The organism is Gottschalkia purinilytica (assembly GCF_001190785.1).
Lineage (GTDB): Bacteria > Bacillota > Clostridia > Tissierellales > Gottschalkiaceae > Gottschalkia_A > Gottschalkia_A purinilytica.
The window spans coordinates 103,681-122,806 of sequence record NZ_LGSS01000012.1; the positions used below are offsets into that span (position 1 = coordinate 103,681).

Annotated in this window: 16 protein-coding genes and 1 rRNA gene; all 17 read left to right on the forward strand. The window is 29.5% G+C overall.

What is annotated here, in order from left to right:
• Positions 1 to 234 precede the first annotated feature (234 nt).
• Positions 235 to 2,625, forward strand: a complete 2,391-nt coding sequence (gene spoIIE, locus CLPU_RS12155) for a stage II sporulation protein E (RefSeq protein ID WP_050355940.1) — start codon at positions 235 to 237, stop codon at positions 2,623 to 2,625.
• A 171-nt stretch (positions 2,626 to 2,796) separates the two neighbouring features.
• Positions 2,797 to 3,534: a vWA domain-containing protein gene (locus tag CLPU_RS12160; protein WP_050355941.1), complete on the forward strand. Its 738-nt coding sequence runs from the start codon at positions 2,797 to 2,799 to the stop codon at positions 3,532 to 3,534.
• 64 nt (positions 3,535 to 3,598) lie between these two features.
• Positions 3,599 to 4,480: a protein kinase domain-containing protein gene (locus tag CLPU_RS12165; RefSeq protein ID WP_050355942.1), complete on the forward strand. Its 882-nt coding sequence runs from the start codon at positions 3,599 to 3,601 to the stop codon at positions 4,478 to 4,480.
• 73 nt (positions 4,481 to 4,553) lie between these two features.
• Positions 4,554 to 5,939, forward strand: coding sequence for a tRNA lysidine(34) synthetase TilS (tilS, locus tag CLPU_RS12170; RefSeq protein WP_050355943.1), 1,386 nt, complete (start codon positions 4,554 to 4,556; stop codon positions 5,937 to 5,939).
• A 53-nt stretch (positions 5,940 to 5,992) separates the two neighbouring features.
• Positions 5,993 to 6,532 (forward strand): hypoxanthine phosphoribosyltransferase, encoded by a 540-nt coding sequence (gene hpt, locus CLPU_RS12175; protein WP_050355944.1) that lies wholly within the window; start codon positions 5,993 to 5,995, stop codon positions 6,530 to 6,532.
• A gap of 76 nt (positions 6,533 to 6,608) precedes the next feature.
• Complete coding sequence (ftsH, locus tag CLPU_RS12180) at positions 6,609 to 8,420, forward strand: ATP-dependent zinc metalloprotease FtsH (RefSeq protein WP_050355945.1); 1,812 nt, start codon at positions 6,609 to 6,611, stop codon at positions 8,418 to 8,420.
• Positions 8,421 to 8,533: 113 nt separating this feature from the next.
• Positions 8,534 to 9,520, forward strand: coding sequence for a biotin--[acetyl-CoA-carboxylase] ligase (locus CLPU_RS12185; protein WP_050355946.1), 987 nt, complete (start codon positions 8,534 to 8,536; stop codon positions 9,518 to 9,520).
• Complete coding sequence (locus CLPU_RS12190; protein WP_050355947.1) at positions 9,513 to 10,481, forward strand: P1 family peptidase; 969 nt, start codon at positions 9,513 to 9,515, stop codon at positions 10,479 to 10,481. Before CLPU_RS12185 ends, CLPU_RS12190 begins: the two co-directional genes overlap by 8 nt.
• A 159-nt stretch (positions 10,482 to 10,640) precedes the next feature.
• The gene (locus CLPU_RS12195; protein ID WP_050355948.1) at positions 10,641 to 11,417 is read left to right on the forward strand and encodes an ECF transporter S component; all 777 of its coding nucleotides are present in this window, start codon (positions 10,641 to 10,643) and stop codon (positions 11,415 to 11,417) included.
• A gap of 33 nt (positions 11,418 to 11,450) precedes the next feature.
• Positions 11,451 to 12,218, forward strand: a complete 768-nt coding sequence (locus tag CLPU_RS12200) for a type III pantothenate kinase (protein WP_050355949.1) — start codon at positions 11,451 to 11,453, stop codon at positions 12,216 to 12,218.
• 150 nt (positions 12,219 to 12,368) lie between these two features.
• Entirely contained in the window at positions 12,369 to 13,337 is a 969-nt protein-coding gene (dusB, locus tag CLPU_RS12205; protein WP_050355950.1) for a tRNA dihydrouridine synthase DusB, read from the forward strand.
• A 145-nt stretch (positions 13,338 to 13,482) separates the two neighbouring features.
• Positions 13,483 to 14,463: a hypothetical protein gene (locus tag CLPU_RS12210; RefSeq protein ID WP_050355951.1), complete on the forward strand. Its 981-nt coding sequence runs from the start codon at positions 13,483 to 13,485 to the stop codon at positions 14,461 to 14,463.
• A gap of 234 nt (positions 14,464 to 14,697) precedes the next feature.
• Positions 14,698 to 15,174 carry a transcription elongation factor GreA gene (greA, locus tag CLPU_RS12215; protein ID WP_050355952.1) on the forward strand — a complete coding sequence of 159 codons (477 nt, stop codon included), beginning with the start codon at positions 14,698 to 14,700 and terminating at the stop codon, positions 15,172 to 15,174.
• A gap of 17 nt (positions 15,175 to 15,191) precedes the next feature.
• The gene (gene lysS, locus CLPU_RS12220) at positions 15,192 to 16,673 is read left to right on the forward strand and encodes a lysine--tRNA ligase (RefSeq protein WP_050355953.1); all 1,482 of its coding nucleotides are present in this window, start codon (positions 15,192 to 15,194) and stop codon (positions 16,671 to 16,673) included.
• 211 nt (positions 16,674 to 16,884) lie between these two features.
• Positions 16,885 to 17,259 (forward strand): YtxH domain-containing protein, encoded by a 375-nt coding sequence (locus tag CLPU_RS12225; RefSeq protein ID WP_050355954.1) that lies wholly within the window; start codon positions 16,885 to 16,887, stop codon positions 17,257 to 17,259.
• 41 nt (positions 17,260 to 17,300) lie between these two features.
• Positions 17,301 to 17,756 carry a hypothetical protein gene (locus CLPU_RS12230; protein ID WP_050355955.1) on the forward strand — a complete coding sequence of 152 codons (456 nt, stop codon included), beginning with the start codon at positions 17,301 to 17,303 and terminating at the stop codon, positions 17,754 to 17,756.
• A gap of 506 nt (positions 17,757 to 18,262) precedes the next feature.
• A 16S ribosomal RNA gene (locus CLPU_RS12235) occupies positions 18,263 to 19,126 on the forward strand; the annotation flags it as partial.

Sequence of the window (19,126 nt, forward strand, 5' to 3'; positions counted from 1 at the left end):
TTGTACATATTATGAGGAATAGAGCGTATAAATATAATTTAATAAAATGACTTAAAATTAACTTTAAGTAACTTTAATATAAGGAATAGTATCATTTTTTATAAAAGATCATGGACTATTGTCTAAATGTAAATTATTGAGTACAACTTGTATTGACAAATATCTTACATATCCTTTGCTAAAATGACTTCAGAGTGAAATCGAAGTAACATTATTTTAGGAGGAGTGTTATATATGATTAATAAGTTGGGGATATTAGATGCCAATACAAAAAATGAAAGGTTAAGAAAAGATATTTTCAAAAACTCCAAAGAATTTTTTAGTAATTTAAAATTAAACTCTATATTTATTCACTGTATAGTTTTATTGTTATCAAGAGCTACAGTAATGGAAAACTTAACTCCATTTGGTATAGCTTTCATGACAGCATATATAAGTAAGTTCAGTGCGATGTTAAGTATTCCATTGATGGCTTCTATAGGAGTAATAAGTGTACATGGAATTAAATCTATACCTTACTTAGGAACAATATGGTTCATTTTTGCTACTTATAAAGTTACGAGAAAGAAATTTGAAAACAATACTATAAAATTTGCATTGTTTGGAGTAGCAACTTTTATAATAACTAAATCAATATATATATTAATCACAGATTATTTTTTATATGATATTCTAGTTACAATATTTGAAGGAATTATAACATTTACTTTGACTTACATATTTAGCTATAGTATATCGACTATAAAAAATGAATATAACAGAGTATTTACAAATGAAGAAATAATTTGTGGAGCTATAATGTTAGCTTTGGCGATATCAGGATTTAATAATTTATCGTTATATGGTGCTTCAATAAAAAATATAGTTGGTGTGGTCTTAGTTATATTATTTTCATACAATAAAGGTACATCTGTGGGAACTACAGTAGGTATTACAGTAGGAGTAGTGACAGCAATGTCTAATAACAATTTGCCTTTTGTAATTTCTGTCTATGGATTTGGAGGATTAGTTTCGGGATTATTTAAGGATTTAGGGAAAATAGGAAGTAGTCTAGGATTCTTTATAGGTGCTTCTATAATGTCATTTTATATAAATGGAAGTTTGGAAAGTGTATTGAAAATAAAAGAAACGCTAATAGGACTGATTATATTTTTATTATTATCTAAGATATTAAAAGCTTTTAATAGTAAGATAATCATAGGAGTTTCAAAATCTACACAAATAGAAGAAGCATATAGTAACAGGCTAAAGGATATTACTCATAAGAGATTAACGGAAATATCTCAAGTATTTAATGAACTATCAGCTACATTTCAAAAAGCATCTGATAAAAACGTGTTAGTTGAACAAAAGGATATTTCTAAGTTTGTAGATACAGTAGTTAATGATGTTTGCTCTAATTGTAGTTTGTGTAACTTTTGCTGGAAAGCAGATTTCTATATTACTTATCAAGATATGTTTGATATTATGAATCATATAGAACTCAAAGGAAATATAGACATAAGGTCTTTACCTCAAAACTTTAAGAAAAGATGTACTAAGCCAGATTTAATAGCAAATAAATGTAATAACCTTTTTGAAACGTACAAGCTTAACTATAAATGGGAAAATAAAATACTAGAGAGTAGACAATTAGTTTCTCAACAACTTGAAGGAGTATCTAAGATTATAAAGGATTTGGCAAATCAAATAGATAATGATGTGAGATTTAAACAAGATGTTGAAGGGACAATCTATACAGGACTAAGAAACTTAGGCATAGATGTTTTAGAGGTTATAGTAACAGAAACAGATGATGATGATTTTGAGATATTTTTAGATATTTCATCAACATGTGATAGAAATAAAATAAAGAAAATTTCATCTATAGTTTCTGATCTAATTGGAATAGAGCTTACTAGTGATAAGTTTTATTCAAATGTTAACTATGAAGAGGAAATAACAAAATTAAAGCTTGTAAAAGGAAATCGATTTGGAGCAATAACTAAAGTTTCTAGACTAGATGAAGGATTTAATCATGTTTCAGGTGATAGTTATACATTTGGGGAAAGACAAAATAATTACTTTGTTGCTCTAAGTGATGGTATGGGTATGGGATATAAGGCTAATCAAGAAAGTAATATAACTATATCTCTACTAGAAAAATTCCTTGAAGCAGGATTTGACAAAGAAGTAGCACTTAAAACTATAAATTCTATATTGGTACTAAAGTCTACTGATGAAATGCTTGCTACTATAGATATGTCTATTCTAGATCTATATAGAGGTAAAACTCAATTTATAAAGATAGGATCAGCACCTACTTTCATAAAAAGAAAGGATAGAGTTGATGTGATAAATTCACATTCATTACCTGTTGGAATATTAAAGGATGTTGATTTTCAGGTATATGAAGAAGATCTAGATGACGGTGACTTTATAATAACTATGTCAGATGGAATACTAGATGCTAATGAATTTACAGATGATAAGGAAAAATGGATGTCAGATATTATTTTAGACATAGACACATTAAATCCACAAAAAATGGCAGATAAAATACTGGACGCAGCAATAGATATAAGTGAAAGCTCAAAAAGAGATGATATGACTGTTTTAGTTACAAAAATTTGGAAAAGAGTCTAGAATATATAGATTTACCTATAGCCCCCTAAACTTTTATAAAAGATAGATGAATAATTCATCTATCTTTTTTGCCTTAATTAAAAATAATTTCATTGTATAAAATGGTTTAAATTTCCTTTGATTGTTAATAATAAGAAAGAATAAAAAATATAAAAGCTAGGGGGAATAGCTATGGATAAAAATATAGAATTTAAGCAAATTATACTAGTTACTGATGGTGAATCAAATATTGGAGGAGATCCTACTATAATTGCGAAGGAAGGAAATGAAAGGGGAGTAGCAATAAGTACTATAGGAATTATAAGCAACGAAGAAAAAGAAGAATCTCTTGCTGAAATACAAGATATAGCTACTTTAGGTGGAGGTGTATGGGAATATACGAACATACAGGAGTTAACTTCAGCAATGAGTATGGTAACTATGAAATCAGTATATAAAACAATAGAAGAAGCAGTTAATAAAGAATTGAAGGAAATAGTTGGAACAGAGTTAGATGAAATACATCCAAGTTCTAGAAAAAAAATAACAGATGTTATAGATAAGCTAGGTGATGAAATAGATATAAAATCTTGTGTGATTATAGATTGTAGTGGAAGTATGAAAAACAAAATAAATATTGCCAAAAGTAGTATATTGAATTTGCTTAGAGTCTTAAATGGAAGAAAAGGTAAAACTGAAATTTCTGTTATAGGATATCCAGGACATAAAGGACAGGATTTCAATATACTATGTAATTTTACTGAAAATATAGTGGAACTAGAGAAAGCACTTCAGAAAATAGAAATTGGAGGAAGAACTCCTACAGCATCAGCACTAAAAGCAGGTATACAGCTTCTAGTTATGGATAGAGAAGATGAGGATATAGAAGAATTTAAAGAAGATGGAATATTAAGTAGCAATATTATATAAAGTATAGGCCTACATATCCTATTAAGGTATGTAGGCTTATACATGGAAAGGATGTAATTATACTATGATTTATACTACACAAAGTATTATAGGTAAATGGAATAAGAAGAAATATACTATAATAAAAAAACTTGGACAGGGAGGCGTAGGAACTGTCTATAAAGTAAAAGATGAATTAGGTACATATAAAGCACTAAAAATTAGTAATGATATGAATTCTATAACAAGAGAATATGAAAATATGAAAAAATTAAAGGGAATAAGTTGTACACCTAGTGTTTATGATATAGACGACTATGAAGAATATGGAAAAATCTATTATTTTCTTGTTATGGATATTGTAGAAGGATATAATTTAAAAGAAGCTATAAGATTAACGAAGTTAAAATTAAATGATATTTTGATAATAGGGATAACACTTTTAAATTCTCTTGAAGGCATATATAATTTAGGATATATATATAGTGATATAAAACTAGAAAATATAATGATAGATAAAGTTAATAAGAATATATTATTAATAGACTATGGAAGCGTTATTGAAAATAAATATTGTATAAAAGAATATACACCAACTTATAATATGGCATCTTGGGGAATTGGATTGAATAAAGGGTATACTTCAAATTTAATATTTAGTGTGAATATGATAATAGTTAGTATGTTGTTAGGGAAAGAATATACCCCATTAGTTGATAATATATGGGATGTAAAAAACTCAATTAATAAATTAAAGATAAATACAAGTCTAAAAAAAATATTAATTAAGGCTTTAAATGGGAAATATGATATAATTAATAATTACAAAGAAGATTTAAAGAATAAAATATGCATTAAAAAAGATATACATAAAACTACATATGACTTAAAAGTGGACATGATAGATATGATATTAGCTGGGAGTATTTGCTTTGTCATAGCTGTATTAATCTTAGGAATAAAATAGTATAGCTTAAAAGGAAAATAGAAAGCATATGTAGAATTTTATTTAATTATAATATACTATTAGGTGATAACTGATGAAGCATATAGTTAAGAATACGATAATACAATACAATCTCATTGAAAAAGATGATAATATTATTATAGGAGTGTCTGGAGGTCATGACTCTATGACACTTCTATATGTTCTTATGGATCTTTCAAGTAGTATTAACTTTAAAATTCATGTTGCTCATGTGAACCATGGGGTAAGAGGGGAAGATGCTGATGAAGATGAAAAATACGTAAAGAAGGTTTGTAGCGACTTTAATATACCATTTTACTCTAAGAAAGTTAACATGGATGAATATGCTAAAAAATATAAACTTACTAAAGAAGAGGCAGGAAGAGAAATAAGATACTCATTTTTTAGAGAAATATTAAATAGATTTAAGAAAGGTAAAATAGCAGTAGCTCATAATAAAAATGACCAGGCAGAAACACTTATTATGAGATTTATAAGAGGTACAGGAATAGATGGTCTTAGAGGCATGGAATATAAAAATGGTGATATTATAAGACCTTTATTAGATGTAGGAAGAGAAGAAATAGAAAAATACTGTGAAGAAAATAATATAGAACCTAGAATAGATAGAACTAACTTTGAGACTATTTATGGAAGAAATAAAGTAAGACTAGAACTAATACCATACATAGTAGAGAATTTTAATTTAGGAATTATAGATACTTTGTCAAGAACTTCAAAAATTATGAAAAATGATAGCGATTTCTTGATAAGTTATACAAAAAAATGCTATGAAGACATAGTTATTATGGAAGACGAATTATCAATACATATTAACAATGAGAAGTTTTTAAAACTACATAATGCTATAAGAAATAGAGTTTTAAGATATTCCTTAGAAAAAATAAATGGTAATTTACAAGGAATAGAAGAAAAACATATAAAAGATATAATAAAATTAGCTAACTCCAAAACTACAGGTAAGCTTATAAATATATCTAATAATATAATTGTAAGAAAAAATTACAATAATTTAATCGTAGAAAAAAATGCAATAAGAGAAAGAATCAGTTATAATTATAAAGTGGGTATAAACACTGTAACATTGATAGAGGAGCTAGATGCTAAAATAGAGGCAAAAATATTGCCCGTATCTTTAATCGATCTTAATTTTAGTAATAGATTTATTAAATATTTTGATTATGATAAATTAAGTGATAATATCTATATAAGAAATAGAAAGAATGGAGATAGATTTACTCCAATGGGTATGAATGGTAGTAAAAAGCTTAAAGACTTCTTTATAGATGAAAAGATACCAAAAGAATATAGAGATATAATCCCTATTATAGAACATGATGGGGATATAATGTGGATTGTAGGGTATAGGATAAGTGAAAAATATAAAATTACTTCTAATACTAAAAATGTACTAGTTTTAAAATACATAAATACTTAGGCTTTATACTTTAATAAAAATTTAAATTTCAAAGAATTAAAAGGAGGAGAACTATGCAAAAAGATATAGAAAAAGTGCTCGTATCAAAAGAACAATTAGAAGAAAAAACTAAGGAAATTGGAAAACAAATTTCTGAAGACTATAAAGGAAAGAAATTAGTTCTTATAGGAGTATTGAAAGGAGCTTTTGTATTTTTAGGAGATCTAGTAAGAAATATAGATATTCCACTTGAAATAGACTTTATGGCTGTATCAAGTTATGGAAACTCTACAGAATCTTCAGGAGTAGTGAGAATTTTAAAAGATTTAGATTTAACTATAGAAGGAAAGGATATATTAATAGTTGAGGATATAATAGATACAGGACTTACATTAAGTTACTTAGTTAGCAACTTAAAATCTAGGGGAGCCAATAGTGTAAAAATATGTACTTTACTTGATAAGCCAGAAAGAAGAAAAATAGATGTAGAATTAAAGTATAAGGGATTTGATATACCAGATGAATTTGTAGTAGGATATGGAATTGATTTTTCAGAAGGATATAGAAATTTACCAGATGTATGTATCTTAAAAGAGGAAACATACTCAAAATAAAAGGTCGTTGTAACATTTTTACATTTGTGGTACAATGAATAAATATTATAATGGCACTTTGAAAGGAGGACTATAGTTGAGGAAGTTTTTTAGAGGTATAAGCTTTTATTTGCTTATATTCATAGCTTTAGCGTTTTTAGTAACGTTTGTCTCAAAGGATTTTAATCAACCGAAAACTATAGGTTATACACAACTTATTAAAGAAATTGATAAAGAAAATGTAAAGTCAATAACAATTGTTAAAGACGGTACAGTAAAAGGAAAACTTAAAAATGGAACAAATTTTTCACTAGTATTACCTGTTACTCCAGATACTTTTTATAATGATCATTTAAAGACACCTATATCTGAAGGGAAAATAACTCATATAGCAGGTGAACAAGAACCAGAAACACCTATATTCTTGTCATTTTTACCAACCATATTTATTATCCTTGTGTTTATAATATTTTGGTTTGTTTTTATGCAACAATCTCAAGGTGGCGGTAGTCGTGTAATGTCATTTGGTAAAAGTAAAGCTAAGATGCATAAAGACGATACCAAAAAAGTAACATTTGCAGATGTAGCTGGATTAGAAGAAGAAAAAGAAGAACTAAAGGAAATAGTGGATTTTCTTAAAAATCCTAAAAAATATATAGAATTAGGTGCCAGAATACCTAAAGGAGTTTTAATGGTAGGTCCTCCAGGTACCGGTAAAACTTATTTATCAAAAGCAGTTGCAGGTGAAGCAGGAGTTCCGTTCTTCAGCATAAGTGGTTCAGACTTTGTTGAAATGTTTGTTGGAGTGGGTGCTTCTCGTGTAAGAGATTTATTTGAGCAAGCAAAGAAAAATTCACCTTGTATAATATTTATAGATGAGATAGATGCGGTAGGAAGAAGAAGAGGAGCTGGCCTAGGTGGAGGTCATGATGAAAGAGAACAAACACTAAATCAACTATTAGTTGAAATGGATGGATTTGGAGAAAATGAAGGAATAATCATGATAGCAGCTACAAATAGACCTGATATTTTAGACCCAGCATTATTAAGACCTGGAAGATTTGATAGACAGGTATATGTTGGAGTTCCGGATATAAAAGGTAGAGAAGCTATACTAGGAATTCATACTAGAAGCAAACCTCTAGAAGAAGATGTTGACTTAAAAGTAGTTGCTAGAAGAACACCAGGATTTACTCCAGCTGACTTAGAAAATTTAGTTAATGAGGCAGCGCTATTAGCTGCTAGGAAAGACTTAAAGAAAATTCCTATGAGCCTTATTGAAGAAGCATCTACTAAAGTTATAGCTGGACCAGAAAAGAAAAGTAGAGTTATAAGTGAAAAAGAAAGAAGGCTTACTGCTTATCATGAAGCAGGTCATGCTTTAGCTTCAAGACTTATTCCAGGGGCAGATCCTGTGCATATGGTAACTATAATACCTAGAGGAAGAGCTGGAGGATTTACTATGAATCTTCCAGAAGAAGATAGATACTATTCTACAAAAACTGAAATGGAAAATCAAATAGTAATACTTCTAGGTGGAAGAATAGCAGAAAAATTAGTTTTAAAAGATATAAGTACAGGAGCACAAAATGACCTAGAAAGAGCTACTAGCATTGCTAGAGATATGGTTACACACTATGGTATGAGTGATAAGTTAGGCTCTATGACTTATGGAGCAGATGATGATGAAGTATTTATAGGAAGAGACTTAGCTAGAAGTAGAAACTATAGTGAAGAAGTAGCTGCTTCTATAGATAAAGAAATGAGAAATATAATAGATAAAGCTTATAATAAAGCAGAAGAGCTTTTAAAAGAAAATATCGATAAACTTCATAAACTATCAGAAGCATTATTAGAAAAAGAAACACTAGATGCTAAAGAGTTTGAAAGAATATTTGTTGAAGCATAACATTATCAATTTAAAAGAAGACTGATATCAGTCTTCTTTTTTTTGTTGAATTATATTATATTAAACTTATGATACTAATAATGTTGATAAATGTACTAAGGAGATGGTAAAACTTGAAGGAAGCCATAATACGAATACTTAAAGAAAATGAAGAGGAGTTTATTTCAGGACAAGAGATAAGTAATAAGCTAAATGTAAGCAGAACTGCAATATGGAAGTATATTAAATTATTAAAAGAAGAAGGATATAATATAGATTCTGTATCTAGAAAAGGATATAGACTGTTATCTTCACCAGATATAGTTACATATGAGGAAATAAAACCGTTTTTGAATACGAAAAATATAGGGAAAAAAATAATACATTTTGATTCTATAAATTCTACAAACATAAAAGGAAAAGCTCTTGCTGACAATGGAGAAGAAGAGGGAGTTGTAGTTATTGCAGAAGAGCAAACAGGAGGAAAAGGACGGTTAGGAAGAAATTGGGTATCCCCGAAAGGAAAAGGAATATGGATGAGTATAATTTTAAGACCTAATATAGATCCCATGGATGCTACTAAGATAACACAAATAGCAGCTGCATCGGTATATACTGGATTAGAAGAAATAGGTATAGAATCACATATAAAGTGGCCTAATGATATAGTTTTAAATGGGAAAAAAATATGCGGTATTCTTACTGAAATGAGTGGAGAAATGATAAAAATAAACTATTTAGTAGTAGGAATAGGGATAAATGCTAATATAGATTATAATGACTTTCCTAAAGAGGTAAGGGAAAAGGCTACTTCTATAAAAGAAGAATTAGGAAAAGAAGTTAGTAGAAAACAAATAATAGGGAATATATTAAATAACTTTGAAAAATTATATAATGAATTTTTAGAAAAGGGAAACATAGAATCTTCAATAAAAATATGTAGAGATAGGTCTATATTAATAGGTAAGAAGATAAAGATAATATCTAAGGGAAAAGAGATAGAAAGATTAGCAGTTGATATAACAGATACTGGCGAGTTAATAGTAAAAGATAATCTAGGAGAAATAACAAAAATAATATCAGGAGAAGTTTCAGTCAGGGGGATAAATGGGTATGTATAAGGGATATATAACTGATATACATGGAATAAAAGTAGGCCATGCTCAAGACTTACAAGGAATGACAGGGTGCACTGTTATAATGTGCGAAGAGGGTGCTACGGCTGGTGTTGAAGTAAGAGGCTCGGCTCCTGGAACTAGAGAGACAGATTTGTTAAAGTCGGAAAATGCAGTAGATAAGGTACATGCAGTTGTATTATCAGGGGGAAGTGCATTCGGACTAGATGCATCTTCTGGGGTTATGAAGTACCTTGAAGAAAAAAATATAGGATTTGATGTTGGCATAACGAAAGTTCCTATAGTATGTAGTGCAGTGATATTTGATTTGGGTATAGGAGATTATAAAATAAGACCAGACCTCCATATGGGATATGAAGCATGTAAAAGTGCGTCCGAGAATGAAAATAGACAAGGGAATATAGGATGTGGAACAGGAGCCACAATAGGTAAAATATTAGGAACAGAATGCTCTATGAAGTCAGGAATAGGTAGTGCAAGTATAAATATAGGAGAATTATGGGTTGGAGCTATAATAGCTGTAAATAGTTTTGGTGATGTATATGATTACAAAACAAACACTTTAATGGCAGGAACTATAGATTCAAATACTAAAAAACTATGTAATTCTTATGAAGTAATGCAAAAGAGTAAATATCTTAAAGGATTTTCAGGAAAGAACACCACTATAGGAGTAGTAGCTACTAATGCTATCTTAAATAAATCTCAAGCAAACAAAGTAGCTCAGTTAGCTCAAAATGGATTAGCTAGATCAATAAATCCTATTCATACTATGTTTGATGGAGATACTATTTTTACAATGGCTACTAATAAAGTTAAAAGTGATATAAATCTAGTAGGGACTTTAGCTACTGAAGTTGTATGTATGGCTATTTCAAATGCTATAAAGTCAGCTGAAAGATATGATAAGTTTTATTGTTGGAAGGATATACAACAAAAAGTGTAGATATATTTATTGAATAAAAAATGTAAAACTGCTAGAATATAATGAGGTAAAATGGCTAGTATCTTTAATAGAACTAGACTATTTGATTTATGTTTATAGCAAAATAAATAGTAAATACGACTAGTATCCTAATTAGGAACTAGAACGGGAGGTTTTTTTATGATAAAACAAAATAGTAAAACATCTTTTTCGTTAAGAAAGTTAACTATTATTGGAGTATTAGGAGCTATATCAGCTATTCTGGGAATGACACCTATAGGTTTTATCCCAGTAGGACCTACTAATGCAACTATAATGCATATTCCAGTAATAATAGGTGCAATACTTGAAGGACCAGTTGTTGGTGCTATGGTAGGAGTTATATTTGGAATATTTAGCATAATAAGATCTATAACGGCTCCTACGGTTATTTCACCAGTATTTTATAATCCACTGGTTTCAATATTACCTAGGGTTTTAATAGGTATAACTTCTTACTATACTTTTATAACATTAAAAAAAGCTGGTAAGAGACTTTCAACCATAGTTGTAACTTTAGTATGGAGTGGAGTTATAGTATACTTAATAAGAAATTTTGTAATACAATTAAATTCATATAATACGAATGAAATTGGACTTTGGCAGTTAGTTTTCAGTGGGTTATTAATAATAATTACGTTATTAATAGGATATTTTTCATATAAAAAATTTAAAGAACAGTCTATAGAAGTAGTTTTATCAGCAGTAGTAGGTACTCTTACAAACACAGTTGGAGTGCTGGGGATGATATACTTACTATACGGAAAATGGTTTGTAGAGAAAACAGGAGGTAATCCTGAAATGGTGGGAAAAACAATACTAGGAGTAGCTATAGCAAATGGTATACCAGAAGCAATAGTAGGAATGCTTATAGTCACTAGTGTTGTTATCGGAATAAAAAGAACAGATAAGAGATAAATCCTATTTTATATATATTAAAGAGGTGAACCAATGATTTTAGTTTGTGATGTAGGAAATACTAACATAGTACTAGGAGTATATGATAAAAACAAGTTATTAAAATCTTGGAGAATAGCTACAGATAGAGATAAAACATCAGATGAGTATGGTGTTTTAATTAGACAACTATTTGAACATAGTACAATGGATATAAATAATATAGAGTCAGTAGTAATATCTTCAGTAGTACCTACAATAATGTATTCATTACAAGCCATGAGCAAAAAATATTTTAATACAGAACCTATAGTTGTTGGGCCTGGGATAAAAACAGGTATAAACATTAAATATGATAATCCTAAAGAAGTAGGTGCAGATAGAATAGTTAATGCTATTGCAGCATATGAAAAATATGGTGGACCTTTGATTATAGTAGACTTTGGAACGGCTACTACGTTTTGTGCAATATCTGAGAATGGTGACTATATAGGTGGAGCAATATCACCAGGTATAAGAATATCAAGTGAAGCTTTATTTAATAGAGCTGCTAAGCTTCCAAAGGTAGAGCTTATTAAACCTAAAAATATTATAAATAAAAACACAGTTAGTAGTATGCAGTCAGGTATAATATATGGATATGTTGGTCTTGTAGATTATATTGTTAGTCAAATGAAATCAGAGATGAATCAAGAAATGAAAGAAGTAGTAGCTACTGGTGGGCTATCAAGCTTAATTGCTAGTGAATCTAAAACTATAACTAAAGTAGATAAAATGTTAACACTAGATGGGCTTAGAATTATATATGAGAACAATAAATAAGAAATCTTAAAAAATAATATTTAAATATATAAAACAAGTCTGTTCATAAAAGTAGATTAAAAAACTACTTATTTGGACAGACTCTTTATTTTAGAGTATAAATACAGGTATAATTATAAAAAGTAGAAAACTATACACAGGAGTGGTTAAATGAAGATAGGTAGTTTAGAGTTTGAAGACAATGTATTTCTAGCTCCTATGGCAGGAGTTACAGATTTAACTTTTAGACTTATATGCAAAGAAATGGGAGTAGGTCTTCTTTATACTGAAATGATAAGTAGCAAGGGACTTTACTTTAACGATAAAAAAACACATGAACTTATGAAAATTGAAGAAAAGGAAAAGCCAGTAGCATTGCAGATATTTGGGTCAGATCCGGAAGTAATGGCTAATATTACTAATGATAAGCTTAACAAAATAGATGACTTTGCAATTGTAGATATAAATATGGGATGCCCTGCGCCTAAAATAGTTAAAAATGGCGATGGAAGTGCTCTTATGAAAACTCCAAAACTTATAGGTAGGATAGTGAAAGAAGTAGTTAAATATTCAAATAAGCCTGTTACTGTTAAGATAAGAAAAGGATGGGATGATAATAATCAAAATGCTGTAGAGGTTGCTAAAATAATAGAAGATGCAGGTGCCTCAGCAATAACCGTGCATGGAAGAACTAGAGAGCAATTTTATTCAGGAAAAGCAGACTGGGATATGATAAGAAGAGTTAAAGAAAATATATCTATACCAGTTATAGGAAATGGAGATGTATTTGTACCTGAAGATGGTAAAAAACTTATAGAAGAAACTGGATGTGATGCTATAATGATAGGACGAGGGGCTAGGGGGAATCCTTGGATATTTAAAAGAACCTTACACCTATTAAAAACAGGGGAACTTTTACCTGAACCTTCAGATGAAGAAAAAATAGATGTATGTATAAAGCATCTAAATTTACTATGTACAATTAAAAATGAGAAAATAGCAGTAAAAGAAATGCGAAAACATATAGCCTGGTATATAAAAGGCATGAAAAATTCTGCTGAAATGAGAAACAAGATTAATACGATATCAGATAAAGATGAATTAGAAGAGATTCTTTATAGATATAAACAAAATTCTTAATACTGAAATCTTACTAGTGTTTTTTATTTTATATAATTATAACTAGAGGAATATATTACTATAAAGTTTCATATAATACCTTTACACAATGAATGAAATATAAGGAAAGGGGTATTTTAAAGGATGTCTGGGTGAATTTATAAGAGTGTTAGATGCTGGGTTATATAAGGAATATATATTTAATCAAGGTATTTACAAATATGTTCCTAATAAACTGCTATTGAAACTTCAAAAAAACATTAAGCCTAGAATAGTATGTGAGTATACAAGTAAGAGTAAAAACAAGACTTTAGGATATGGAATAGGAATATCTTTGTCTAGAGAATCAATGTCAGAAGAAAAATATATAAAAAAGATAATAGAGTCTATCAAGAAATTAAAAAACGATAATACTAGATATATTATATTAGATGGAGTTAAAGATATTGATAATGATCATATTAGAATAATAGAAGAAGAAACTAACTTAAGAATACCTAATGGAAGAGATATATTTTTAAAATTTATAACTAAAGTTTTAAATGATATATATGTAGAAAAGCAAGATACTATACAAAATCAAGATATAATTGTTATAAGTGATGGTACAGAAGATGCTAAAAATATAATAATTCAACTAGCTCAACATGTTAAATTTATTGTTGTAAGAGAAAATGATATGACAATAAGTAAGAATTTAGAGGAAGAGGTAATGAATAAAACTGGACTATCAATATATTGTACAAATAATATAAATAAATTTCTTCCCAATACTAATATAGTAGTCAATTTATCGAATGAGAGTATAAATAATATAGATATAAGTAAAATGAGGCAAAATACTATTATAATTGATTCTAGTAGAAATAAAGAATTTAGTAACAATATATTTAAGTTGAGAAAGGACTTACTTATAATAAATGATATTATAGTAAAAAATGAGAATGATATAATGAGTAATGTAAAAGAGTTTAATTTTGCTAAAGAATTAGATACTTCTATTAGTAAAGTCATAAATAATAGTATAAACAATTTAACTATGTCTAAAGTAAAAACATATAGTGGAATTGTTACAATTAAAGAGGCTATTAAATTATATAAGCTTAGTAACTTAAACGTTTCAGTTTTTAACAGAAAATTAGAGTAGACACTGTCTGGACACACTTGACAATGTAGATTTACTAAATTATAATAGTCAACATGAATAAATGGTAAGCACTGTAAATAACTTACGGTGCTTATTAAATTATATATAAAATTAGTATCTAAACAAGTTAGCATTTTAACAAGTTAAATTAAATATAATTAACATACTTATATAAAAAAAGTAGGGTAATTTGACATCTTCTAAATATAAAAGTAATGGAAAGGAGAGAGGGTAATGTTAGAAAAAGAGATCTTTTTAACAAGTGAGGGTCTGAAGAAAATAGAGGAAGAGTTAGATCAATTAAAAACGGTAAGAAGGAAAGAGGTTGCTGAGAGAATAAAGCAAGCTTTAGCTTTTGGAGATATTAGCGAGAATTCAGAATATGACGAAGCAAAAAATGAGCAAGCACAGGTAGAGGAAAGAATCGCAAAGCTAGAAAATATGCTAAGAAATGCTAGAATTATAGATGAAGAAGAAATATCAATAGAAGTTGTAAGTATAGGTTCAAAAGTTACGGTTAAGGATATTGAGTTTGACGAAGAACTTCAATATACAATAGTAGGTTCAGCAGAAGCTGATCCATATGAAGGAAAAATATCTAATGAATCTCCAGTAGGAAGTGCTCTAATAGGAAGAAAAGTAAATGAGATTGTAGAAGTACAAGTTCCTGATGGAGTAATTAAATATGAGATTCTTTCCATAAACAGATAATCTAGGAGGCAAGGCAAATGATAAATGAAGAAAATAACCTTAATGAAATGCTCCTTCTAAGAAGACAAAAACTAGAAGAGCTAAGGAATATAGGAAGAGATCCATTTATTAATGAAAAATATAATATTACTCATAGTAGTCAAGAAATAAAAGATAACTTTGATGATATGGAAGGAAAAGAAGTATCATTAGCTGGTAGAATTATGTCTAAAAGAGGTCATGGAAAAGCTGGCTTTGCAGACATACAAGACAGTGAAGGAAGAATACAAGCTTTCATAAAAGTAGATAACATAGGAAAAGAAGAGTATGACTTATTTACTACTTATGACTTAGGAGATATTATTGGCATAAGTGGGGAAGTATTTAAAACAAAAATGGGTGAAATTTCAATAAAAGTAAAAGAAATAAAACTCCTTACTAAATCACTTCAAATTTTACCAGAAAAATTTCATGGATTAAAAGATCCTGATTTAAGATATAGACAAAGATATGTAGATTTAATAATGAATCCAGAAGTTAAGAATGCATTTATTCTAAGATCAAATATAATAAAAGCAATAAGAGAATTTTTAGATGATAGAGGATTCTTAGAAGTAGATACTCCTATATTAAATACAATAGCAGGTGGAGCGGCTGCTAAACCTTTTATAACGCATCATAATACTTTAGACATAGATATGTACTTAAGAATAGCAAATGAGCTTTATCTAAAGAGACTTATAGTGGGTGGATTTGATAAAGTATATGAAATGGGAAGAATGTTTAGAAACGAAGGTATGTCTATAAAACATAATCCAGAATATACTGCGATGGAGCTATATCAAGCATATGCTGACTATGAAGATATGATGAACATTACAGAAAATTTAGTGGCATATGTAGCTGAAAAAGTGTTGGGAACTACTAAAATAAAATATCAAGACAAAGAAATAGATCTATCTCCACCTTGGAATAGAATGACTATGGAAGAAGCCGTTAAAGAATATGCGGGTGTAGATTTCTCGCAGATTGAAACTGATGAAGAAGCAATAAAAGTGGCTAAAGAAAAAGGTATAGAAATAAAAGAAGGTATGACTAGAGGTCATATTATCAATGAATTATTCGAAGAATTTGGTGAGCAACATTTACATCAACCTACTTTTATATTACACCATCCAGTTGAAGTATCACCACTTGCAAAAAGAAATCCTGATGACCCAAGAATAACTAATAGATTTGAAGCATTTGTTAATGCTTGGGAGATAGCAAATGCTTTTTCAGAGCTTAATGATCCTATAGATCAAAAACAAAGATTTTTAAAACAATTAGAAGAAAGAGAAGCAGGAAATGATGAAGCTCATATGATGGACACAGACTTTATTAATGCACTAGAAGTTGGACTACCTCCTACAGGAGGACTGGGAATAGGAATAGATAGATTAATAATGATATTGACGAATCAACCGTCTATAAGAGACGTAATACTATTCCCTACAATGAAACCAATAGATAATAAATAAAATGTATATATAACAAAAAGCCCTATGATTTACTATCAAGTCATAGGGCTTTTTATATTAATTTAAAAAGTACAAATATATTTTATGTAAAAAATAGAAATTAAATTGATATAAAATATTTTAAAATGTAATTATATGTAGTATACTATGATTAAATGGATAAATTTGGGGTAAAAATTTTAGAAATATAATAAATAAGGGGGAGTACAATATGAAGATAGCAGAATTAATAACAAATAAGAAAAAGGAAAAAGAAAGAGAAGAAAAGAAACAAGTTGCAAAAAATGTTCTTATAGGAACTACTATAGGAACTGTTGTAGGTGCAGCAGCTGGTGTACTTTTGGCACCTAAATCAGGAAAAGAAACTAGAGAAGATATTGTTAATAAAACTAAAGATACAACAGAAATCCTGAAGAAAAATATAAAAACTTCCATAGAAACTGTAAAAGATAAAAAAGAAAAATTGGGAAAAGGTATAAAAGGAACTATGGAAGATATTAAAGATGATGTAGAAGAAACTAAGGAAGATATTAAAAAAGACGATACAAAAGAAGAAAAAAGCAATCATAGTAAAAAAGAGAAATAATAGTTGTAGATAAGTTAGATTAAAGCTCATGGAGGGATAGTATGTCTGCAACTATTACAGTAAGAGAATTATTTATATTTTTATTAGTATTATTAGGTTTAGGATTAGGAGTATACTTGATTATTGCTATAAGAAACTTTAACAAAATATTGCTACAAGTCAAAGATTTAATAAATGAAAATAAAGTTTCTATAAATAAGACATTATTAGAGGCGCCTGATATAGCTAGTAATATAAATGAAATAACTACAAATGTTAAGGACGTTGTAAATGATGTAACACCTAGTATACCTAATATTGTTGAAAACTTTAATTCTATATCTGAAAATCTTAATAACAGTACTGAAAAAGTTAATTATACAGTAGACGTGGTAGAAGAAAGTGTAGTTGAAGTAGCTACTACAATAAAAAATAATGTACAGGGTTTGGGTGACTACATAAGAATAGTAATAGAAGTTATTAGCATAATAAGAAATGCAATTTCTAAAACAAAATAGTATATTGGAACTATGATTTGGACAATCTATAATCTTAAAACATTAATTAATACTATATAAAAAAAGAAAAAGCTAAGAGAATATAGTTAATACTATAACTCTAGCTTTTTTACTTTTTAAAGTATTTTTGAAATTTTTTAAAGTTATTATAAGAAATAATCAATTTTATCTTAACATATATTGAAAAATGTATTGAATTTTAGAAGTATTAAGTTATATTTTTAAATATTTTAAATAAAATTTTAAAGAAATAAAAAAAGTTTTAGAAAAATGTTGACAAATATATAATATACATGGTATAGTAAGAAAGTCGTCACAAGATGACAGGAAAAAACAAAGAATAAAAAAGTTCTTGACAAAGAACGACAAAGATGATAAAGTGATTAAGCAAGTTTGAATTTTGAAAATTGAATAGTGAAAAGCCAGTTAATTCCTAGAATAACTGAAATAAATAAAACTCAACTTTAGTTGAGTAAGTCAGCAAAAGCTGAGAAAGATTAAACTTTTAATTTGAGAGTTTGATCCTGGCTCAGGATGAACGCTGGCGGCGTGCTTAACACATGCAAGTCGAGCGAGAAAGTTGTAACGGATCCTTCGGGTGAAGTTATAACTGGACAGCGGCGGACGGGTGAGTAACGCGTGGGAAACCTGCCTTATACAAGGGGATAGCCTCGGGAAACCGGGATTAATACCCTATAAAACTCTAGTAGCGCATGTTACATGAGTCAAAGCTCCGGCGGTATAAGATGGTCCCGCGTCCCATTAGCTAGTTGGTGAGGTAACGGCTCACCAAGGCGACGATGGGTAGCCGGCCTGAGAGGGTGAACGGCCACACTGGAACTGAGACACGGTCCAGACTCCTACGGGAGGCAGCAGTGGGGAATATTGCACAATGGGGGAAACCCTGATGCAGCGACGCCGCGTGAGCGAAGAAGGTCTTCGGATCGTAAAGCTCTGTCCTAAAGGAAGATAATGACGGTACTTTAGGAGGAAGCCCCGGCTAACTACGTGCCAGCAGCCGCGGTAATACGTAGGGGGCGAGCGTTATCCGGAATTATTGGGCGTAAAGGGTGCGTAGGCGGCCATGTAAGTCAGGCGTTAAAGGCATCGGCTTAACCGATGTAAGCGTTTGAAACTGTGTGGCTTGAGTACAGGAGAGGAAAGCGGAATTCCTAGTGTAGCGGTGAAATGCGTAGATATTAGGAGGAACACCAGTGGCGAAGGCGGCTTTCTGGACTGTAACTGACGCTGAGGCACGAAAGCGTGGGTAGCGAACAGGATTAGATACCCTGGTAGTCCACGCCGTAAACGATGAGTGCTAGGTGTTGGGGGTCGAACCTCAGTGCCGAAGTTAACACATTAAGCACTCC